This window comes from Streptomyces sp. NPDC037273 (genome assembly GCF_055603625.1).
Genome location: NZ_JBVJVO010000008.1, coordinates 227,881 through 249,190, shown reverse-complemented (window position 1 = coordinate 249,190; position 21,310 = coordinate 227,881). Strand labels below are relative to the sequence as shown.

At 72.1% G+C, this 21,310-nt stretch carries 17 protein-coding genes; 6 read left to right on the top strand and 11 right to left on the bottom strand.

The annotated features are described in order from the left end of the window. Positions 1–35: 35 nt before the first annotated feature. From ACZ7G1_RS22760 to ACZ7G1_RS22750, 3 genes are all read right to left on the bottom strand, one after another. Positions 36–1,964, bottom strand: a complete 1,929-nt coding sequence (locus tag ACZ7G1_RS22760) for an outer membrane protein assembly factor BamB family protein (protein ID WP_470877457.1) — start codon at positions 1,962–1,964, stop codon at positions 36–38. A 13-nt stretch (positions 1,965–1,977) separates the two neighbouring features. Continuing rightward, positions 1,978–3,858 (bottom strand): outer membrane protein assembly factor BamB family protein, encoded by a 1,881-nt coding sequence (locus ACZ7G1_RS22755; RefSeq protein ID WP_470877458.1) that lies wholly within the window; start codon positions 3,856–3,858, stop codon positions 1,978–1,980. 113 nt (positions 3,859–3,971) lie between these two features. After that, complete coding sequence (locus ACZ7G1_RS22750) at positions 3,972–5,777, bottom strand: ABC-F family ATP-binding cassette domain-containing protein (protein WP_470877459.1); 1,806 nt, start codon at positions 5,775–5,777, stop codon at positions 3,972–3,974. Positions 5,778–5,870: 93 nt separating this feature from the next. Here ACZ7G1_RS22750 and ACZ7G1_RS22745 point away from each other — a divergent pair, with 93 nt between their 5' ends. Then, complete coding sequence (locus ACZ7G1_RS22745) at positions 5,871–6,143, top strand: CopG family transcriptional regulator (RefSeq protein WP_470877460.1); 273 nt, start codon at positions 5,871–5,873, stop codon at positions 6,141–6,143. Beyond that, positions 6,140–6,559, top strand: a complete 420-nt coding sequence (locus tag ACZ7G1_RS22740; RefSeq protein ID WP_470877461.1) for a PIN domain-containing protein — start codon at positions 6,140–6,142, stop codon at positions 6,557–6,559. Before ACZ7G1_RS22745 ends, ACZ7G1_RS22740 begins: the two co-directional genes overlap by 4 nt. Here ACZ7G1_RS22740 and ACZ7G1_RS22735 read toward each other — a convergent pair. Continuing rightward, complete coding sequence (locus ACZ7G1_RS22735; protein WP_470877462.1) at positions 6,546–7,856, bottom strand: acyltransferase family protein; 1,311 nt, start codon at positions 7,854–7,856, stop codon at positions 6,546–6,548. The genes ACZ7G1_RS22740 and ACZ7G1_RS22735 overlap by 14 nt on opposite strands. A 271-nt stretch (positions 7,857–8,127) precedes the next feature. Between ACZ7G1_RS22735 and ACZ7G1_RS22730 the strand changes: the two genes are divergently transcribed. Continuing rightward, positions 8,128–9,111 carry an NHL repeat-containing protein gene (locus ACZ7G1_RS22730; protein WP_470877463.1) on the top strand — a complete coding sequence of 328 codons (984 nt, stop codon included), beginning with the start codon at positions 8,128–8,130 and terminating at the stop codon, positions 9,109–9,111. A 6-nt stretch (positions 9,112–9,117) separates the two neighbouring features. Here ACZ7G1_RS22730 and ACZ7G1_RS22725 read toward each other — a convergent pair whose 3' ends face one another. The 6 genes from ACZ7G1_RS22725 to rsmI form a co-directional block, all read right to left on the bottom strand. After that, a complete protein-coding gene (locus tag ACZ7G1_RS22725; protein WP_470877464.1) occupies positions 9,118–10,056 on the bottom strand; it encodes a 4-(cytidine 5'-diphospho)-2-C-methyl-D-erythritol kinase in 939 nt (312 codons plus the stop codon). Further along, on the bottom strand, positions 10,053–10,928 hold the full coding sequence (gene rsmA, locus ACZ7G1_RS22720) for a 16S rRNA (adenine(1518)-N(6)/adenine(1519)-N(6))-dimethyltransferase RsmA (protein ID WP_470877465.1): 876 nt from the start codon (positions 10,926–10,928) through the stop codon (positions 10,053–10,055). Before rsmA ends, ACZ7G1_RS22725 begins: the two co-directional genes overlap by 4 nt. Before the next feature lie 76 nt (positions 10,929–11,004). Then, on the bottom strand, positions 11,005–12,303 hold the full coding sequence (locus ACZ7G1_RS22715) for a ubiquitin-like domain-containing protein (RefSeq protein WP_470877466.1): 1,299 nt from the start codon (positions 12,301–12,303) through the stop codon (positions 11,005–11,007). A gap of 72 nt (positions 12,304–12,375) precedes the next feature. After that, the gene (locus tag ACZ7G1_RS22710; protein WP_470877467.1) at positions 12,376–13,245 is read right to left on the bottom strand and encodes a TatD family hydrolase; all 870 of its coding nucleotides are present in this window, start codon (positions 13,243–13,245) and stop codon (positions 12,376–12,378) included. A gap of 41 nt (positions 13,246–13,286) precedes the next feature. Continuing rightward, positions 13,287–13,706 (bottom strand): hypothetical protein, encoded by a 420-nt coding sequence (locus ACZ7G1_RS22705; protein WP_470877468.1) that lies wholly within the window; start codon positions 13,704–13,706, stop codon positions 13,287–13,289. Positions 13,707–13,844: 138 nt separating this feature from the next. Beyond that, positions 13,845–14,732: a 16S rRNA (cytidine(1402)-2'-O)-methyltransferase gene (gene rsmI, locus ACZ7G1_RS22700; protein ID WP_470877469.1), complete on the bottom strand. Its 888-nt coding sequence runs from the start codon at positions 14,730–14,732 to the stop codon at positions 13,845–13,847. A 52-nt stretch (positions 14,733–14,784) separates the two neighbouring features. Here rsmI and ACZ7G1_RS22695 point away from each other — a divergent pair, with 52 nt between their 5' ends. The 3 genes from ACZ7G1_RS22695 (at position 14,785) to ACZ7G1_RS22685 (ending at position 18,910) form a co-directional block, all read left to right on the top strand. Then, positions 14,785–16,527, top strand: coding sequence for a dolichyl-phosphate-mannose--protein mannosyltransferase (locus ACZ7G1_RS22695; RefSeq protein ID WP_470877470.1), 1,743 nt, complete (start codon positions 14,785–14,787; stop codon positions 16,525–16,527). 74 nt (positions 16,528–16,601) lie between these two features. Beyond that, positions 16,602–17,114, top strand: a complete 513-nt coding sequence (locus ACZ7G1_RS22690) for a YcxB family protein (protein ID WP_470877471.1) — start codon at positions 16,602–16,604, stop codon at positions 17,112–17,114. Between the two features lie 866 nt (positions 17,115–17,980). Continuing rightward, entirely contained in the window at positions 17,981–18,910 is a 930-nt protein-coding gene (locus ACZ7G1_RS22685) for a serine hydrolase (protein WP_470877472.1), read from the top strand. Positions 18,911–18,984: 74 nt separating this feature from the next. Here ACZ7G1_RS22685 and ACZ7G1_RS22680 read toward each other — a convergent pair whose 3' ends face one another. Next, positions 18,985–21,183, bottom strand: a complete 2,199-nt coding sequence (locus ACZ7G1_RS22680; RefSeq protein ID WP_470877473.1) for an FG-GAP repeat domain-containing protein — start codon at positions 21,181–21,183, stop codon at positions 18,985–18,987. Positions 21,184–21,310 lie beyond the last annotated feature (127 nt).

Here is a 21,310-nt window from a genome sequence, read left to right as displayed (position 1 = left end):
CCCGCCTCACGAACGTCCGTACGACGTCAGCGCGTTCAGTGGGTGCTGTACGACACCGCCAGATAGTTCTTCTCGTCCGCCGGGGCCGACGCCCGCGGCTTGGAGATCATCATGGCGGACATGAACAGGCGTCCGTCGCGGTACAGGATCTCCGAGTAGTCCACGGAGAAGTCGCCCTCCACATCGCGGCTCGCGCGGTCCCCCGGGTTCTCCAGGAGCGGCGTCTCCTTCATGGTGCCGCCGTCGATCGAGACGATCCGGCCGCCCTTGTCGTAGGGCGGTTCCTTGTACGCGATGAGGTTGCCGCCGTCCATCCGCAGCGGGACCAGGGTGTACTTGTCCCCCGCGTCGGCCTTCTCCGGCAGCGTGCGGCCGGTGGTCAGGTCGAAGGCGATGACCTCGTTGGTCTCGTCGCCGTACTCGCCGGTGCTGCCCTCGTGCTCCTCGGTCGGCACGTACAGCCGGCCGTTGCCGACGAGCGCCTGCGAGCAGGACTCGACCTTCGTCGAGCGGCAGCGGGCCCCGTACTGGTCGGCGTCCGCCGTGATCTTCGCCTTCAGCTTGCCGGTCTTCTCGTCGAGGGAGAAGAAGTCCGAGATGCCGCTGCCGTCGCCGGCGGACTCGCCGACGTCGGCCGCGACGACCAGCGGCTTGGTGGAGACGACCGACGCGTACTTCACGCCGGTCGGCATCTTGTACTGCGACAGCGGGGCGCCCGTGGTCGGGTTCAGGTTCTGGATCATCACGTACTGGCTGTCGTACGGACCGCACTTGCGGACCGCGACGAGGCCCTCGCCGCCGCCGTACCCGAGGTCGTAGCAGTTCTGGCTGTTGGCCTGCGGCTTCCAGCGCGGGTTGCCGTTGGCCGCGTCGAAGGCGGCGCCGCCGTCGGTGCCGCCGGCCGCGACGGTCGCCCCGCTGAGCGTGACCTCGCCGAACCGGACCTTCTGGTCGCCGCCGGTGCCGCCGGTGACCGAGGTCGACCACAGCAGCTTGCCGGTGTTCAGGTCGACCATGCCGACCTCGGTGCACAGCTGGTAGTAGCGCGGCGCGACCCGCTTGCTGGCCTCGAAGAGGATCGGCACCTTGTGGTCGGCCGTCATGTGCCGCGAGGCGCCGCAGACCTGGCCGGTCAGCGGCAGCGTCCACAGGACCGTGCCCTTGTCGATGTCGTACGCGACGATCGAGTTGACGCCGGTCTTCACGTACGCATTGTCCGTGAGCCAGGAACCCGAGACGTCCGTGACGTCCGGGACCTTCGGCTCGGGCACCTGGAAGGCCGTCTTCGCCTGCGGGTTCGCGGGCGCCTTCTCCTTGCCGCCCCCGCCGATGCCCTTGCTCTCGCCGGAGCCGCCGTCGGTGCCCTGCGAGGTGCCGCCCGAGCCCTTGGCCTCCTCCTTGCCGTCACCCCCGGAACCGGCGTACCAGATGCCGACGCCGATGATCACCGCGACCGCGACGACCGCCGCGATCACGATCTGCAGCTGCGCCGACAGCTTCTTGCCGCCCGGCGCGGAGGGAACGGGCGCGGGCTGCTGGTAGCCGCCGTACGCCTGTCCCCCTGGGCCCTGCGGCCCGGGAGGTGCCCCCAGCGGCTGCGTCGGATACCCGTACGGAGCCTGCCCCGGCTGCTGGTAACCGGCCCCGTACTGCGGAGCCTGCTGGGGCTGCTGGGGCTGCGCGGGGTAGCCGTACGGCTGCTGGGGCTGCTGGTAGCCGTAACCGGGGTCGGCCGGGGGCTGCTGCGGCGCCTGGGGGTACCCGTAACCCGGGTCCGCCGGGGGCTGCTGCGGCGCCTGGGGATACCCGTAACCCGGCTCGGCGGGCGGCTGCTGGGGGTACCCGTAACCCGGCTCGGCCGGCGGCTGTTGCGGGTGGCCGTAGCCCGGGTCCGGGGTCGGGGCGCCGAAGCCGGGCTGCGGGTCCGGGGGTTGGTTCGGCGGGGGCGGGGGTGGCTGCGTCATCGGTCCGTGCACCTCACTTGCTGAAGGCCATCATCGTCTTGACCTGCATCTCGTCCTTGTCGTTGGACGCCGACACACGTCCGCTCGCCACCACGAAGGTGCCGCCGCCGTAGGCGTACCCCGCGCTGTAGAAGCTGCCTTCGACGTCGGAGGCCGAGACCGGGTGCTGGAGCAGGATCTTCGGCGCGCCGCCGGTCGGCGCGAGGGTGGCGACGGCGCCGCCCTGGTCGTACAGGGGCGTGACGTACAGCAGGACGTCGGAGCCCTCCATGCGGAGCGGGGTGACGGACCGGCCCTCGGGCGCCTTGGCGCGCCACTTGGCCTTGCCGTTCTTCAGGTCGAAGGCGACGACCTCGTTGGTCTTGCCGTAGCCGCCCTCGGTCGCCATGTAGAAGGTGTTCGCGTCGGCGGCGACGCCGGTGCAGCCCTGGAGGTTCTTGCCGAAGATGACGAAGCTGCCGCCGCAGTCGGGGGCGAACTTGTCCTTGCCGCCCTGGATCTGCGAACGGAGCTTGCCGTTGGCGTCGAGCGCGAAGATGGTCCACTTCTTCTGCTCGCGCTGGGTCGCCGAGACGACCAGCGGGTCGACCGAGTAGACCTTGTCGACCTCCCAGTTCGCCTCCAGCTGGAAGGTGAACTTCGGCTTGCCGGTGTTGGGGTCGACCTGGCCGACCGCCTGGACCTTCTTGCTGGTGCTGCCCGACGGGCAGTCCATGGCGGCGATCAGCTTGCTGCCGCCCGCGTACGCGAAGGGCTTGCAGCCGGTCGTGGCGCCCTTGAAGAGCTGGTGGCCGTCGGCGAGCGAGAAGCCGTACGCGCTGCTGGAGCCGGCGGCGGTGACCGTGTTGCCGCTGATGGCCAGGGTGTTGTCGGAGAACGCGAAGAGGCCGGTGGCCTTCGGGACCGTTTTCTTCCAGCCGGTCTTGCCGGTCTTCAGGTCGATCTTCTGCAGCTCGGTGCACTTGGCGCCGTCCTTGGCGCTCTCGGCGTACCCGAAGACCATCGAGCCGTCGGCGCCGGGCTCCGGCGGGGCCGCGCACAGCTCGAACGGCACGTCGACGTGCCACTTGCGCTTGCCGTCGCTCAGGCCGTAGCCGTCGATGCCCTTGTACATGGCCTTCACGACCGTGTCGCCGACGATCCACGGGCCGTAGACGTCGGAGCCGTTACGGGGCAGGTCGACGTCGTTCTTCAGCAGCCAGGACACCTTGGCGTCACCGGGCTTGCGGTCGGCGTTGAGGTCGTCGCCGCCGTCCCGGCCGTCGCCGGAGCCGTCGCCCTGGTCCACCGACTCGGTGGGCTTGGGGCCGGCCGTGCTGCTCGTGCTGGAGGTGGGCTTGGCGATCGGCTTCTCGTCGTCCCCGCCGGAGACGACCGCCCAGGTCGTGACGGCGGCGACCAGGACGGCGCCCGCGGCCACCGCCGCGACGAGACCGGTCCGGCCCTTCAGACCGCCACCGCCCGGCGCGGGCGGCGGGGTCGGGGCGCCCGGGTACATCGGCTGCGTCGGGTAACCGCCGTAGGGACCCTGCTGCTGGCCGTACGGACCGGGCGCGCCCGGCTGCTGGCCGTACGGGCCCGGCTGCGGCTGGCCCTGCTGCGGATAGCCGTACGGGCCGGGCTGGCCGGGCTGCGGCGGCTGGCCGTACGGACCCGGCGCGGCCGGCTGGCCCGGCTGCTGGCCCGGCGCCTGCGGGTAGCCGTAACCGGGCTGCGGCGGCTGGCCGTACGGGCCGGGCGCGGCCGGCGGCGGAGTCGGCGGCACCGGCGGGGCCTGCGGCGGGACCGGCGGGACGGGCGGCATGCCCGGCGCCGGACTCTGGGCCGGGCCCTGGCTCGGGTCCTGGGGGGCTCCGAAGCCCCCCGGCGGCTGGTTGCTGGGCGGCTGGGTCATCAGCGGTTTCCCCCTTGACGTGAGCGGGTTTTCTTTCTACCACTCACGCGATGGCGCAAAAGCGACCGGTCCGCCCCTTGTGCCCAAGGGAGGACCGGCCTGTGATGCCCTCGTTATGCGTCCTCTGCCAGTTCGAGCCAGCGCATCTCCAATTCCTCGCGCTCCCCCGCGAGTTCCCGCAGCTCCGCGTCGAGCTTCGCCACCTTCTCGAAATCGGTGGCGTTGTCGGCGATCTGCGCGTGCAGCTTCGCCTCCTTCTCGGCGAGCTTGTCGAGCTGCCGCTCGACCTTCTGCAGCTCCTTCTTGGCGGCACGCGCGTCCGCGGCCGAGACGCCCGGCTTGGCCTGCGCGGCCGCGGCGGCGGGCGCCGGGACGGACGCCTCGATCATCTGCCGGCGCCGCTCCAGGTACTCGTCGATGCCGCGCGGCAGCATCCGCAGCGTCCGGTCACCGAGGAGGGCGAACGTCTTGTCGGTGGTGCGCTCGATGAAGAACCGGTCGTGGGAGATGACGACCATGGAGCCCGGCCAGCCGTCGAGGAGGTCCTCCAGCTGCGTGAGGGTCTCGATGTCGAGGTCGTTGGTGGGCTCGTCGAGGAAGAGGACGTTGGGCTCGTCCATCAGCAGGCGGAGCAGCTGGAGGCGGCGGCGCTCGCCGCCGGAGAGGTCGCCGACCGGCGTCCACTGCTTCTCCTTCGAGAAGCCGAACTGCTCGCACAGCTGACCGGCGGTCATCTCGCGGCCCTTGCCGAGGTCGACGCGGTCGCGGATCTGCTGCACGGCCTCCAGGACCCGCAGGGTGCCGGGGAGTTCGGTGACGTCCTGCGAGAGGTAGGCGAGCCGGACGGTCTTGCCGACGACGATCTTCCCGGCGGCGGGCTGCTGCTCGCCCTGGCTGACGGCCGCGTCGGCGAGCGCGCGCAGGAGTGAGGTCTTGCCGGCGCCGTTGACGCCGACGAGGCCGATGCGGTCGCCGGGGCCCAGCTGCCAGGTGAGGTGCTTGAGCAGCTCCTTGGGGCCGGCGGTGACGCTCACGTCCTCCAGGTCGAAGACCGTCTTGCCGAGGCGGGCGTTGGCGAACTTCATCAGCTCGCTGGTGTCGCGCGGCGGCGGCACGTCGGCGATCAGCTCGTTGGCGGCCTCGATGCGGTAGCGCGGCTTGGAGGTGCGGGCGGGGGCGCCGCGCCGCAGCCAGGCCAGCTCCTTGCGCATCAGGTTCTGCCGCTTCGTCTCCTCGGTCGCGGCGATGCGCTCGCGCTCGGCGCGGGCGAAGACGTAGTCGGAGTAGCCGCCCTCGTACTCGTGGACGTCACCGCGCTGCACGTCCCACATGCGGGTGCAGACCTGGTCGAGGAACCAGCGGTCGTGGGTGACGCAGACGAGCGCGGAGCGGCGCTCCTGGAGGTGCTTGGCCAGCCAGGAGATGCCCTCGACGTCGAGGTGGTTGGTGGGCTCGTCGAGGACGATCAGGTCCTGGTCGTCGATGAGGAGCTTGGCGAGCGCGATGCGCCGCCGCTCGCCGCCGGAGAGCGGGCCGATGACGGTGTCGAGGCCCTTCTCGAAGCCCGGCAGGTCGAGCCCGCCGAAGAGTCCGGTGAGCACGTCGCGGATCTTCGCGCTGCCGGCCCACTCGTGGTCGGCCATGACGCCGATGACCTCGTGGCGGATGGTGGCCTTCGGGTCGAGCGAGTCGTGCTGGGTGAGGACGCCGAGGCGCAGCCCGCCGCTGTGGGTGACGCGGCCGGTGTCCGCCTCCTCCAGCTTCGCCAGCATCCTGATCAGGGTGGTCTTGCCGTCGCCGTTCCGGCCCACGACCCCGATCCGGTCCCCTTCGGACACGCCGAGCGACACCCCGTCGAGCAGGGCACGGGTGCCGTACACCTTGCTGACGGCCTCGACATTGACCAGGTTGACGGCCACGTTCACTCCTGTACGGGGGATCGATCGACGTCCCAGGGTACGTCGCCGGACTCTTCCCGCCCGACCGGTGGCATCGGCGGTAGCATCACGAGCATGAGCGAGCCCACCCAGAAGTACTCGATCAGCATGCCCCGGGACCTCGCGGAGGCGGCACGCGCGCGTGGTGGCCCCTCCGGGCTCTCGGCCTACGTCACCGCCGCCGTAGCCCGGCAGATAGAGCGGGACAACCTCAACGAGCTCATCGCCGCCGCCGAAGCCGAGCACGGACCGGTCAGGGACGAGGACGTCCAGGCGAAGCGCGAGCAGCTGCGACGTGCACGTGAGGAGCAGGGCACCGCGCCATCCGGCAAGGCGAGTGCGGCGTGACACCGCCCCGTTCCGAGGCCGCCCCCGGCGGGACCTTGGTGCTCGACAGCGAGGGACTCGCCAAGGCCGTTCTGCGCGACCGCCAGGTCACGGACTGGCTCGCGATCGCCCGCGCCGATGACCTGCGGGTCGTGACGAGCGCGGCCACGCTGGTCGAGGTGATGCACCCCCGCATCAACCGGGCCGCCTTGGAGTGGACACTGTCCCTCCTCGTCATCGAACCCGTGACGGACGCCGTCGCACGCCGGGCAGCTGCCCTGCTCTCCGAGGCGGGCCTGCACGGTCACAAGTACGCGATCGACGCGATGGTCGCCGCGACGGCCATCGCGGCGGCCGGTCCCGTCACCGTGCTCACCTCGGACCCGGAGGACCTGCTGGCCCTCTGCCGGGGACGCGCGACCGTCATCCCGATCTGACCCGCCACCGCGACCCGCCCCGCCCCGCCCGTTCCACCGCGAGCCACCCCACGAGGGCGAGTCCCACCGCCGCCGGCGCCGTGACGGGGACGGCGATCAGGGTCGCGGAGTGGCCGGTGAGCAGGCCGGCGAAGCCGGTGAGGGACAGGCCCAGGACGCCGAAGAGGGCGAGGGTGATGCCGAGGGCGGCGAGCGGGCCGCCGGTCTCGGTGGCGGGGGCGGGCGGCACGGGGGCCTCGAAGCGGCGGAAGACGGAGACGAGCAGCGCCGTGAGCAGCGCCGCCGCCAGGAACCGCAGCGGGACCTGCGCCCACCAGGCGCCCGAGGCCGGGGCCGGCAGGTCGAGGCCGAGCCCGAGCATCGCCCCGTACACCCCGAGCATCGCCGTCAGGTGCCACAGGAACGCCGTCATCGCGATCCCGTTGGCGGCCACCACCGTCCGCCACACCCCGGCCCGTGCGACGAACCGCGCGCCCGGCCCCTTCAGGAGCTCGACCGCGCCGACCAGCCACAGGCCGTGGCAGAGCAGGGCGAGGGTCGGCGGGGCCATGTTGGAGACCTTCTCGCCGGGCATCCCCACCATCGACAGCGGGTACGGGCCGAGGGCCACGAGCGCCGTCGCGCCGAGCAGCCCGGCGCCCGCGAGGAGCGCGGGGCGGCGGATCATGCCGTCGGCACGCAGGAAGCCGAGCTGGTGGACCGCCAGCCACACGAACGCGAAGTTCAGGAACTCCACGAACGGCACGCCCCCCGCGAACCGCAGCACGTCCACCACGACCGCCCCGCCCGCGAGCGCGCCGAACGCGCCCCAGCCCCACCGCTCGTGCGCCCGCAGCAGCGGCGGCGTGAAGGCGACCATCGCCAGGTAGATCCCGATGAACCACAGCGGCTGCGTGACGAGCCGCAGCGCCACCCCGGCGAGACCGCCGTCCACGCCCGCCAGCTGGAGGACCAGCGCGGCGGCGCCCCACACCCCCACGAACACCATCGTCGGCCGCAGCAGCCGCTGGAGCCTGGCCCGCAGGAACTCCGCGTACCGGGGGCGCGAGCGGTGTGCCAGGGCGTGCGCGAAGCCGCCGACGAAGAAGAACACCGGCATCACCTGGAACACCCAGGTCACCACCTGGAGTCCGGGCACGACCGCGAGCAGGTTCCCCACCTGCCCGTCCCCCGTCACCGCCGCCATCAGCCAGTGCCCGAGCACCACGACCGCCAGCGAGGCGACCCGCAGCAGATCGACGTACCGGTCCCGCGTCGCCGGTGTGGCCGCGGCGAGTTCACGCGCACTCGTTCCCATGCGCCCACGGTCCCGCGCCCGCCCGCCCGCCGACAGGGCGCGCGTACTCAACCGTGCGGTGAGTACGCGGGACCCGGCACGGGCGGCGCTCGCGCCGGGGGCTCACGCCCTGCCAACCGGCCCCATCGGCGTCGGCCACGCGGGCGATCCCGCGGCCCGGGCTGCCGGACGCGCGGACCGACAGCCCGTCATGTTCGTCCCGAACCCCGAGCGGGTCGCAGCCCCACCGGGTCGCAGCCCCACCGAGTCGCAGCCCACCGAGGAGAACAGCATGCCGAGACACCCCCGCCTGGCCGCCGTGGCCACCGCGACCACCGCCCTCGCCCTGATCGCCGCCGGGCCCGCGACGGCGGGCGACCCGACCGTGTCGGACCCGCACGTCGTGGCGCACTTCGACTTCGCCGCCGGGCAGACCGCGGAGAACATCGTCCTCGAACCGGACGGCTCCGCCGACATCACCTTCGCCCTCGCCCGGCAGGTCGCCCGCGTCACCAAGGACGGCGACACGACGATCCTGGCGACCTTCCCGGCCGTCACCGACCCCAAGACGCCGGTCATCGGCGCCGCCGCCACCATGGGCATCGACCGCGCCCACGACGGCACCCTGTACGTCGCCTACGCCACCGGCACCGCCGACGAGAACGGCGTCTGGCGCGTACCGCCCGGCGGCGGCACGCCCGAGCGGATCGCCGCGCTCCCGGCCGACGGCTTCCCCAACGGCCTCGCGCTCGACGAGAAGTGCGGCGCGATCTACGTCGCCGACTCCGTGAAGGGCACCATCTGGCGCGTCCCGCAGGAGGGCGGCACCCCCGAGGCCTGGGCCACCGGAGCGGCCCTCCAGGGGATCGCGCCGCCCAACGGCGTCGGGGTCGGCGTCAACGGCATCAAGGTCCACGACGGCGCCGTGTGGTTCTCCAACACCGACCACCAGACACTCGTCCGTATCCCGGTGCTGCCGGACCAGACGGCCGGACCGGCCGAGACGAAGGCGACCGGGCTCACCTGGATCGACGACTTCACCTTCACCGGCCACGGCGACACCGTCCTCGCCGCCCTGATCATCAAGAACGAGCTCGCCCTCGTCCGCCCCGACGGCACCCACAAGACCGTGCTCACCCAGCAGGACGGCCTGTCGAACCCGACCTCCGCAGCGGTCCGCGGCAAGACCGTCTACGTGAACAGCGCGGCCTTCTTCATCCAGCAGGACCCGGACCCGAACCTGCTCCTCGCCCGCATCTCCAAGAACAAGAACTGAACCCGCTCAGCCGGCCGCGGTGGCCCGCGCCTCCGGCAGGACGACCGCGCCCGGCACCGGGGAGGCCGCCACCCGGGCCGTACGGCAGGTGCCCGAGGCGATCAGGGCGGCGGCGACCGTCTCGGCGGCCTCCGCGTCCTTCACCAGGAACGCGGTCGTCGGGCCGGAGCCGGAGACCAGCGCGGCCAGCGCGCCCGCCTCGGTGCCGGCCGCCAGGGTCGCGGCGAGCGAGGGGCGCAGGGAGAGCGCCGGGGCCTGCAGGTCGTTGGCGAGGGCGCCCGCGAGCGCGGTGGTGTCACCGGTGCGCAGCGCCTCCACGAGCAGCGGGGACGCGGCCGGCTCCGGGATCTCGGTGCCCTCCGCGAGCCGGTCGAACTCGCGGAACACCGTCGGCGTCGAAAGCCCCCCGTCGGCGACGGCGAACACCCAGTGGAACGTCCCGCCGACCGGCAGCACCTCCAGCCGCTCGCCCCGGCCGGTGCCGAGCGCCGCCCCGCCGACCAGGCTGAACGGCACGTCGGAGCCGAGCTCGGCGCAGATCTCCAGGAGCACCTCGCGCGGGGTGTCCAGACCCCACAGCGCGTCGCACGCCACCAGGGCGCCCGCGCCGTCGGCGCTGCCGCCGGCCATGCCGCCGGCGACCGGGATGTCCTTCGCGATGTGCAGGTGGACGTCGGGCGAGATCCCGGCCCGGGCCGCGAGCAGCTCGGCGGCCCGCGCGGCCAGGTTCGTCCGGTCCAGCGGCACCTTGTCGGCGTCCCGGCCCTCGCAGGTCACCGTCAGCCCGGCGGCGGGGGTCGCGGTCACCTCGTCGTACAGGGACACCGCGAGGAAGACGTTGGCCAGGTCGTGGAAGCCGTCCGGGCGCGCGGCGCCGACGGCGAGCTGGACGTTCACCTTGGCGGGGACGCGGACGGTCACGCCGTTCACACCGGTCGCGCTCACGACTGCTTGGCCTCCGCGATGCGGGCGAACTCCTCGACGGTGAGGGACTCGCCGCGGGCCTGCGGCGAGATGCCGGCCTTCACGAGGGCCTCCTCGGCGGCGGCGGGCGAACCGGCCCAGCCGGCGAGGGCGGCGCGGAGGGTCTTGCGGCGCTGGGCGAAGGCCGCGTCGACGACCGCGAAGACCTCCTGGCGGGAGGCCGTCGTCGCGAGGGGCTCGGCGCGGCGCACGAGCGAGACGAGACCGGAGTCGACGTTCGGCGCGGGCCAGAAGACGTTGCGGCCGATGGAGCCGGCACGCTTCACCTCGGCGTACCAGTTCGCCTTGACCGACGGGACGCCGTAGACCTTGTTGCCGGGCTTGGCGGCGAGCCGGTCGGCGACCTCGGCCTGGACCATCACGAGGGTCCGCTCGATGGTCGGGAACCGCTCCAGCATGTGCAGCAGGACCGGCACGGCCACGTTGTACGGCAGGTTGGCGACGAGCGCGGTCGGCGCCGGGCCCGGCAGCTCCTGCACCAGCATCGCGTCGGAGTGCACGAGCGCGAAACGGTCGGCGCGGGCCGGCATGCGGGCCTGGATCGTGGCGGGCAGCGCGGCCGCGAGCACGTCGTCGATCTCGACGGCCGTCACCCGGTCCGCGGCCTCCAGGAGCGCCAGGGTGAGGGAGCCGAGGCCGGGACCCACCTCCACGACCACGTCGTCGGGCCGCACCTCCGCCGTACGGACGATCCGCCGGACGGTGTTGGCGTCGATGACGAAGTTCTGGCCCTTCTGCTTCGTGGGGCGCACGCCGAGGGCGGCGGCCAGCTCACGGATGTCGGCGGGGCCGAGGAGGGCGTCGGGGCTTTCGGGGCCGGTGGTGGTGCTCACCGGTACAGCCTACGGGGCCCCGCCACGGCCCACCTACGGCTCACCGCCACGACCGGCCCCCGCCCACCGCCCGCGCTCACCGGTACAGCCGACGGCCGCAGTGGGGCCAGGGGCTCGCGCCCCGGGACACGTACAGCTTCTTGGCGCGGTAGGTCTGCTCGGCGGCGGGCGCGTTCTGGGCGACGCCGCTGCCGCCGAGGGAGCGCCAGGTGCCCGGGTCGAACTGGTAGAGCCCGCCGTACGTCCCCGAGGGGTCGACGGCGTTCGGCCGGCCGCCGGACTCGCAGGCGGCGAGCGCCCCCCAGTCGAGCCCGTCGGCGCCCGCGACGGACGTCGGCAGCGGCCTGGTGCCGACCCGCACCTTGCGGCTGACCGGCTCGCGGACGATCTCCTCGCCGGTCCTGCGGGGCTTCTGCCTGACCCCGTTGACCGTGCGCAGGCTGTACGTGACCCGGCGGACGCCCGGGACGCCCTGCCGTTCGACGCTCTCGGTGCCGGCGAACAGCTCCGGGTCGTCCACCTTCTCCACGGCGTACGGGATCGACTCCTCCCGCACCTGCCGGGAGCCGGTGATCCGCAGCACGTTCACCGTCTGCCCGTCGCGCGGGAACGCGCCCGGCGGCACCGACGTCGTGTCCTGCCCGGACAGCGTGATCCCGGCCTCCACGAGCGCCTCCCTGACCGTCGCCGCGTTCGTACGGACCGTCCGCTCGCGCCCGTCCGCCAGGAACGTCACGGCCCGCTCCGTCCGCACGTCCAGGGCCAGGCCCTGCCGGGAGATCTGCGCCCCGCGGGACACCGAGAGGTACGCGCCCTCCGCCCGGACCCCGAGCTGGCGCAGCGCCCCCTCGACGGTCCGCGCGGTCGTCCACACCTGGCGGCGCTGCCCGTCGAGCGTGAGCGCGACCGGGCGGCCGTACCGCACCACGATCTCGTCCCCGCTGGCGAGCGCCTCCCCGGGCGCGGGGGCCACGATGTCGTGCTCGCCGACCGCGAGGCCCTCGTCGGCGAGGAGCTCGTCGACCTCGTCGGCGAAGGTGTGCAGCGTGCGCGGCACCCCGTCGACGGACAGCCTGACCGCCTTGTCGTCGGCCACGAAGGCGCTGGTCCCGCCCGCCAGGAACGCGACCACCAGCGCCTGCGGCACCAGCCGCCGCAGCCCGTCCCCGGCTCCCCCGGACGCCTTCCGGCGCCGCGCGGCCCGCCGCGAACCGGCCCGGCCGCCCTGCCCGGGGACGACACCGGGGACGACACCGGGCGCGGCCTGCGTGGGCTGCTCGTGCACGGGCAGGGTCGAGAGCGCGGCCGGGGTCGGGGTCGGGGTCGTGCCCGCGCCGCGCCGGCCGGCTCGGTGGCTGCCCTGGGAAGTACTCACGAGGCCGGGACCCTAGCCCCGACCACCGTCACTCTCCCGGACGACCCGACTACGACACGTAACCGTTATGGATCAGTAATCGAAGGCGCGGGCGGTGTTCACGGCGATCGCCTCGGCCATGTCGTTCTCGCCGATCCCGCGCACCTCGGCCATCGCCCGGAGGGTGACGGGGATGAGGTAAGGGGCGTTCGGGCGGCCGCGGAAGGGCGCCGGGGTGAGGAAGGGGGCGTCCGTCTCGACGAGGACCAGTTCGAGCGGGGCGACGGCGAGGGCGTCCCGCAGGTGCTGGGCGTTCTTGAAGGTGACGTTGCCCGCGAAGGACATGAAGTAGCCCTTGGCGGCGCAGATCTCCGCCATCGCGGCGTCGCCCGAGTAGCAGTGGAAGACGGTCCGCTCGGGCGCGCCCTCCTCGTCCAGGACGCGCAGCACGTCCGCGTGCGCCTCCCGGTCGTGGATCACCAGCGCCTTGCCGTGCCGCTTCGCGATCTCGATGTGCGCGCGGAAGGAACGCTCCTGCGCGGCGATGCCCTCCGGGCCCGTACGGAAGAAGTCGAGGCCGGTCTCCCCGACCCCGCGCACGTACGGCAGGGCCGCGAGCCGGTCGATCTCGGCGAGCGCCTCGTCGAGCGCCGCGTCACCGCCGCCCTCCCGCGCGCCCTGGCGCGACCAGCCGTCCGGGTCCCCGAGCACGATCCTCGGCGCCTCGTTCGGGTGCAGGGCCACCGCCGCGTGCACGTTCTCGTGGGCCGCCGCCGTCTCCGCGGCCCACCGCGAGCCCTTCACGTCACAGCCGACCTGCACCACCGTGGTCACGCCGACGGCGGCGGCCTTGACCAGCGCCTCCTCGACGGTCCCCGACTGCATGTCGAGATGGGTGTGCGAGTCCGCCACCTCCACGAGGAGGGGTTCGGGCAGCGGCGGCGGGGCGTCCTTGGCACTCATGGCCCGATCGTACGAGGGCCATGAGCGCCGCCGCCAAGGCGTTACTTGTTGTGGCGGAAAGGATGCAGCAGGTCCGAGAAGTGCCAGTGATGCGGCACCGGCGGCTCCTCGGGCACGTCCTCCGTCAGCTCCTGCCCGATCGGCCCCGCCGGCGACACCGGCTTCGTCGCTCTCGCCCCGTGCTGGTGCTTCTCCGTCGCGGCGATCATGTCGAGCACCGACGACACCTGCCCCGCCCTCATGATCCTCACCACGTGCCCGCCGCAGTTCATGCACGTCGGACTGGACAGCGGCGACGGCACCCGCTCCCCATCAGCCTTGTAGACGACGAATTCGTGGCCGGCGGCGTCGACGTGGTGCTCGATGTCGTACGCCTGCTCCCAGCCGTATCCACAGCGCATGCAGGCGAAGGCGTACGCCTCATGGGCGACGGATATGCCGGTGCCGGTGATCTCGCTCATGCCAGCTCCTCTCCACTGATCAGTGGACGCCTTTTCGGGCCGGAGCGCATCAGCAGGGAACGAACCATGGAAGGCTTTTGGCCCTTCCCTTGCCAAGCGCCCATCGAAGAGTCCCGGCGCCGGGTTCGGCTTTGCCTTTCAGATTAGTCCTTTGCCTTTTCCGTGGCTCGACGCGTCCGCATTCTTTGCCGCGACCACCGCATCGAACACCTCGCGCTTGGGAAGGCCGGCTTCGGTGGCGACGGCGGCGATGGCTTCCTTGCGGCGTTCGCCGGCTTCCTCGCGGACGCGGACGCGGCGGACGAGCTCTTCGGGGGTGAGGTCGGCGGGGGCGGATTCCGGGGCGCCTTCGACGACGACGGTGATCTCGCCGCGGACGCCTTCGGCGGCCCAGGCGGCGAGGTCGGCGAGGGGGCCGCGCTTGACCTCCTCGTAGGTCTTGGTGAGCTCGCGGCAGACGGCGGCGCGGCGGTCGGCGCCGAAGACCTCGGCCATCGCGGCGAGGGTGTCGTCGAGACGGTGCGGGGCCTCGAAGTAGACGAGGGTGCGGCGCTCGTCGGCGACCTCGCGGAGGCGGCCGAGGCGCTCGCCGGCCTTGCGGGGCAGGAAGCCCTCGAAGCAGAAGCGGTCGACGGGGAGGCCGGAAAGGGCGAGGGCGGTGAGGACGGCGGACGGGCCGGGGACGGCCGTGACCTTGATGTCCTGCTCGACGGCGGCGGCGACGAGGCGGTAGCCGGGGTCCGACACGGACGGCATGCCGGCGTCGGTCACCAGGAGCACCCGGGCGCCGCCGGCGAGCGCCTCGACCAGCTCGGGCGTACGGGCGGATTCGTTGCCCTCGAAGTAGGAGACGACCCGGCCCGTGGTGTGGATGCCGAGCGCCCGGGTCAGCCCGCGCAGCCTCCGGGTGTCCTCGGCGGCCACGATGTCCGCGTTCTCCAGTTCGGTGGCGAGTCGGGGCGGAGCGTCCGCGATGTCACCGATGGGGGTCCCTGCGAGTACCAGCGTTCCTGTCACACGGACCATCCTCGCAGCCCGGACAGGCGACGCGCACAGGAGCGTTCCCTACGATGGCGCGGTGACCAGTACCGCACCCGAGACCCTGGAGGGCCGGCACGCCGTGGCAGAGCCCTCTTCGTGGCAGCAGCGGCTGCGGCGCTTCGGCTATGTGCCGCCCGCCGGAAGCGCCGTACCCATCGGGCTGCGGGAGCGGCTCGTCCCGTCGTACACCCGTCCCTCCGCGCGCGTGTGGTCGCTGCTCGGGCTGGGTCCCGGGCCCGCCGAGCGGCTCTGGCGGCTGATGGCCTGGGGCGGTCCGCTCCTGGTCACGGCGGTCGCGGGCCTGCTGCGGTTCTGGAACCTGGGCAAGCCGCACGCGGTGATATTCGACGAGACGTACTACGCCAAGGACTCCTGGGCGCTGATCAACCAGGGGTACGAGGGCGCCTGGCCGAAGGACATCGACAAGACGATCCTGACCGACCCGGGCGCGGTCCTCGTGCCGACGGACCCGGGGTACGTCGTCCACCCGCCGATGGGCAAGTGGGTGATCGGCGTCGGCGAGAAGCTCTTCGGCTTCGAGCCGTTCGGCTGGCGCTTCATGGTGGCGCTCCTGGGCACCCTGTCGGTCCTGATGCTGTGCCGGATCGGCCGCCGGCTGTTCCGCTCGACGTTCCTGGGCTGCCTGGCCGGTCTGCTGCTCGCCGTCGACGGGCTGCACTTCGTGATGAGCCGCACCGCGCTCCTCGACCAGGTGCTGATGTTCTTCGTCCTGGCCGCCTTCGGCTGTCTGGTCCTGGACCGCGACCGGACCCGGCGGAGGCTGGCCGCCGCGCTCCCGGAGGACGAGGAGGGCGTGCTGCGCCCGGACGCGGAGATCGCGGAGTCGCTGCGCCTGGGCTGGCGGCCGTGGCGGATCGCGGCCGGTGTCTCACTGGGCCTGGCGGCCGCCACCAAGTGGAACGGCCTGTACGTGATGGTGGCCTTCGGCCTGATGACCGTCCTGTGGGACGTCGCCGGCCGCCGTACCGCCGGCGCCGTCCGCCCGCACCTCGCGGTGCTGAAGAAGGACCTGGTCCCGGCGTTCGTGTCGGTCGTGCCGGTGGCCCTGGCCACGTATCTGGCGACCTGGAGCGGCTGGCTCGCCTCCGACAAGGGCTACTTCCGCCACTGGGCCACCGAGCACGACAAGCTCACCGGCGGCGGCACCTGGGGCTGGCTCCCCGACTGGCTGCGCAGCCTCTGGCACTACGAGTCCGAGGTCTACACCTTCCACGTCGGCCTGACCTCGCCGCACACCTACCAGTCCAACCCCTGGTCCTGGATCGTCCTCGGCCGCCCCGTCTCCTACTTCTACGAGTCCCCCGCGCCCGGCACCAACGGCTGCCCCTCCACCGCCAAGGAGAAGTGCGCCCAGGAAGTCCTCGCCCTCGGCACCCCCCTCCTCTGGTGGGCCGCCTGCTTCGCCATCCTCTACGTCCTCTGGCGCTGGGCCTTCCGCCGCGACTGGCGCGCCGGCGCCATCGCCTGCGGCATCGCCGCCGGCTGGCTCCCCTGGTTCCTTTACCAGGAACGCACCATCTTCCTTTTCTACGCCGTCGTCTTCGTGCCTTTCCTGTGCCTCGCGGTGGCCATGATGCTCGGCGCCCTCATCGGCCCCCGCGGCTCATCCGAAAGACGCCGCACATTCGGCGCCGTCGCCGCCGGCTGCCTCGTCCTCCTCATCGTCTGGAATTTCATCTACTTCTGGCCCATCTACACCGGCACCCCCATTCCCCTGGACAGCTGGCGGTCCCGGATGTGGCTGGACACCTGGGTGTAGGCGGGGGATTGCAGCAGGGGCGGGCACGACGGCTCGCCCCTGTGCTCAGGGGCGGATGGGTAGGCTCCGCTCTCGTGAGCGACATACGCCAGACCTCCTTCACCGTGTCCGGTGCACTGACCCGCGATGAGTTCGACGAAGCCGTCAAAGCCGTTGGATTGTTCCGACGGACGTGGCTCATCGTCTTCGCCGGTTCGGCGTTGATCGCTTTCCAGAGCGTGTCGCTCTCGGCGGACGGCGGCTCTGTGCGCCCCGTGCCTCTTGGTGTCGCGGTGGCCGTGATGGCTGTCTGGCCGGCGATCGTGCGGTGGGCGACCACTCGGCACTACCGGGCCGGCCACGCCGCGGAGGGGAAGCAGACCACAGCGGACGAGACGGGCATCACCGTGTCCCGGGGTGACGAGACTCGGCGGATGGCGTGGCGCGAGCTCACCCGCTATCGCGAGACGACTCGGCTTCATGTGCTCGTCGGGCGCAGTGGCGGGAAGGCGTGCCTGCTGGTGGTGCCCAAGCGTCTGTTCGGTCGGCCCGATGAGAGTGAGCTCTTCGGTACTTTCCTCAGCGACCGCGCAGGTCGCCGCCACTAGACCTGGCGGCGGAGCGTCGGCTGCGGATCTTCGGCACCACGTCCGCGGCTGGGCAGTAAGGAGGGCCGGTCTCGATACGCCAGGATTCGCCACCCCCTCCAAGGTTGGTACCTGCGGTTCTACTCTTTTCCGCCCTGGCGTCGCCACGGGGCGCTATGGGTTTTGCGCCATGGCCAAATCATCCCCAAAAGCACATTTCGCCATCGGTCGATGACTGACGCTTGATGAAGCCGACGAACTGCGGTTACCTCGTCCTGCAGCGGCTTCGGGTCTTTGCACTCGGGGCCCGCCCCCCGTACGCACGTCGGGCCTGGCTATGGGATGCCGCCCATGGCCAGGCCCGTGCGCGGGGTAGCGTGGGCCCGGCCGAGTACTAGTCGGCCGGGCTCACTCGATAGCCCGACCAGCCGTCCGGTCCCTGCCGCGTCACATGAAACGCTCGACGCATCCCGCAATGGCAGTGATCGCAGTGAGTGCCAATACCGCTACTTCGACCCAGTCTCGTAACTGAGCGTTGCGGTAGGACTTCCTCTTGCTCGATCGCCCCATCAGGTCGAACTCCTCTCTCTCAATCGCCCACACAGCGTTGGGCCCTGTCGCCACGACAGGTGATCCTGGAGAGAGAGCAGCAGACACTTGCAACCTACCGGTGCCTCAGATCGTTCCGGGACGCGAGCGATGGTTCGCCATGATTCGCCACGCCCCGCTCACGGGAAGAGCCACCTCTCGCCGGTACGAAGCCCTTCCGGCCCCTCTGCACTGGGACCCCCATTCCGCCGGATTCGTGCAACCATTCGGGCGCGCGGGTTGTCATGTAGGGCGAACGTGCCGTAGGCGTGTTCGATCCGCTTCCAGGGGGGACCCACATGACACACCGCATATCCCGGCGTGCCCGCGTGCTGACGGCCGTCGCCGCGGCCGGGATGCTCGTGCCGGTCGTCGGCGCCGCGACGCCCGCCGCGGCTGCGACCGCGCCGCAGGTCGGCTGTACGTCGGGCGAGGCCGGGCTGGCCGCGAAGCTGCAGCGGGACATCACGGCCGCGCTGGCCGGGCGTAGCGGGACCGTGGCGATCGGTTTGCGCGACCGGACCACGAACACCACCTGCACGCTGCGCGCGACGACGTCGTACGACTCGGCGAGCGTGGTGAAGGTGACGGTCCTGGCCACGCTCCTGTGGGACGCGAGGAAGCACAACCGGACGTTGACCTCGCGCGAGCAGAGCCTCGCCACCGCCATGATCACCAAGTCGGACAACGCGTCGACCTCCACGCTGTGGAACCAGCTCGGGCTGACCAAGGTGAAGGGCTTCCTGGCGGCCGCCGGTATGACGCGGACGGTGCCGGGGACCGGCGGTTACTGGGGTCTCACCCAGATCAACGTGACCGACGAGCAGAAGCTGCTCTCGCTGATCACCGCGCCGAACGCGGTGCTGAACGACGGCGCCCGGAACTACCTCCTCAAGCTCATGGGCAGCGTCATCACCTCGCAGAAGTGGGGCACTCCGGCGGGCGCGCCCTCCACGGTGGCCGTGCACGTCAAGAACGGCTGGCTGCAGCGGGCGACGCGCGGCTGGCGCGTGCACAGCGTCGGCACCTTCAAGGGCGGCGGCCACGACTACACGATCACCGTGCTCACCGACGGCAACAGCTCGATGACCTACGGCGTGAACACGATCCAGGCCGTGTCGAAGGTGATCCACAAGGACCTGCTGCCGGTCATCCCGCGCACCGCCTACCGCTACAAGCCGACGCTCACGCCCCGGGAGGCGTTCGTCGCGGTGCCGCGGACTCCGTAAGGGAGCGAACGGGGGGAAGCGAGGAGGGCGCGACCGGTGGTCGCGCCCTCCTCGTGTCCTCGTCCCCGCGTGGGTCAGAAGACGTGGTCCGTGGCCGCGGCCGGCTCCAGATAGATCACCTCGCGGGCGAAGGGCCGCTGCCAGTCGCCGGTGCCCTTGAACAGCGAGCCCTGGGCGGTGCTGATGCCGACGAGGTCGGCACGGCCGTCGCGGTTGGCGTCGCCGACGCCGACGAGACGGCTGAAGACGTTCCAGCCGGAGTAGAGCTTCGTGCGGCCGGCGAAGGTGCCGTCGCCCTTGCCGAGGTACTGCCAGACGTTGCCGTCCTTGTCGCGGGCGATGAGGTCGCCGGCACCGGCGCCCGCGATGTTCCCGACGGCGGCGAGCTCGTTGTAGATCCCCCAGCCGGTGCCGATCTGCTTGCGGACGCCGAAGGGCTTGGCGGCGTCGCCGGTGCCGGGGTAGAGCCAGAGGCCGCCGAGCTTGTCGGTGGCGACGGCGTCCGGGCGGCCGTCGTTGGTGAGGTCGCTGCCGACGGCGATCTGGTCGTAGACCTGCCAGCCGGTGCCGACCTTGAGGCGGCTGCCGAAGCCGCCGGTGCCGTTGCCCGGGTAGAGCCAGAGCACACCGGTCTTCTCGCGGGCCAGCATGTCGCCGGTGGCCGTGCCGCCCAGGTTGCCGGTGGCCTCGATGCGGTCGAAGGCGTTCCAGCCGGAGCCGAGGAGGGTCCGGGGCTCGGCCGGGTGGAGGCCCCGCTGCTCGTCGATGGGGCGGTAGAAGAGGTCGGTGCGCCACAGGCGTCCCGCCGAGTCCCGGGTGAGCAGGTCGGGGGTGCCGTTGTCGTTGAAGTCGTGCGGCGCGGTCTTGCGGACGACCTTGAAGGTGCCCTTGGAGACGATGCCCGGCCCGATGCCGTTGGCGGGGCGGGCGTCGATCTCCCAGGTGTACTCGCCGTTGTGGACGTCCTCGCTCCAGCCGGCCGACGACCAGCCGAAGGCGGGCCCCTCGGTCCAGTCCGAGGAGACCGACTGGGTCTTGCCGGTGCGGACGTGGCGCACGGTGATCTTCGCGTCCACCCGCCGGGACACGTTCCACCGGAAGGAGAAGCCGTCGGTCTTGTCGAGGTCGAGTTCGGCCGGCGGGACGGTCTGGCCCGTGAGGACGACCTCGGTGGTCTCGCCGGTCGTGGCGACCTTCTCGGCCTTCGGGTCCTCACTGCCCTCGGCCGTGATCCGGTACAGGCCCTCGCCCTGCCCGACGAGGCCACCGCGCGCGTAGAGGCTGCCGTCGGGGGCGGCGGTGAACTGGTAGGCGTGGTCGAGCACCTTCACCGAGGTCTTGGTGGTGAGGTTGTACGCGGTGAGCGCGTAGTGCGTGCCGGGCGTCGACTGGGTCATGCCGCCGGTCTGCCCGTACACGACCCAGTCGCCGACCAGGCCGAGCTGGAAGTTGCCCGAGGCGGTCCCCTGCTTGACCGGGGCCTCCTGCACGGCGCCGGTGGCCAGGTCGGCGACGAAGACCTGCGGCGTCTCGTACGAGCCCTCGCCGGTGGCCCACGCGGTGCGGGTCGCGGAGACGGCTTCCTGGCCGATCGTGTTCTTCTCGCGGATCGTGCCGACCGTGCCGGTGGCGAGGTCGATGACGGCCCACTTGTAGGTCTCGCCCTGCCGGAAGGTGACCACGGCCTGGTCGGGCGTGGACGGCGTGACCGTGAGGTTGAACGCGTTCGTGGGGATGCCGGCGAGCGTCGTGCCCTCGGGGTCGGCCTCGGTGTACTTGCGCAGCACCGTGCCCGCGTCGGTCTCGCGGGTCGTGAAGAGGGCGTCGGCGGCGGAGCCGGCGAAGCGCGCGTCGGCGGCGGTCGAGCCGACGGCGATCTGGAGGATGCCGGCCGTGGTCAGGTTCCGCAGCGTGACCTGGGTGGAGCCGCGGAAGACCAGGTAGTCGGTGGTCCGCGTGGACCGCAGGTAGGTGAGGCCCGTGTAGGCCTGTCCCGAGCCGTCCGCGTACCGGCGGAACGTCGAGGTGCTGCCCTCGACGGTGAGGAAGCCGGTCACGCCGGCGCCGGCGAGCCGGCCGACCTTCGGGTAGGCGATCAGGTCGGCGTCGGTGGTCGCCGCGTTCGCCGCGTCCGTCGCGCTCGCCGTGAGGACGCCGCCGGTCGCCGGGACGGCGTTCGCGGGGGCGGCCAGCGCACTCGCACCGAGGGTGGCGGCGAGGACGGTGGTGACGGCGACGGCGAGCCGGCGCCGGGTCGTACGAGCCAGGGGCACGTGTGTTTCCTCCCGGATGCATCAGGCGCACCATGCGCCTCGATGGTTCACTCGCTGGTTCAGACGCACGGGACGACGAAAGGTTGTACGGATCTTGCTCGCCTGTTCCCAAGTCCGGTTCGGCGCC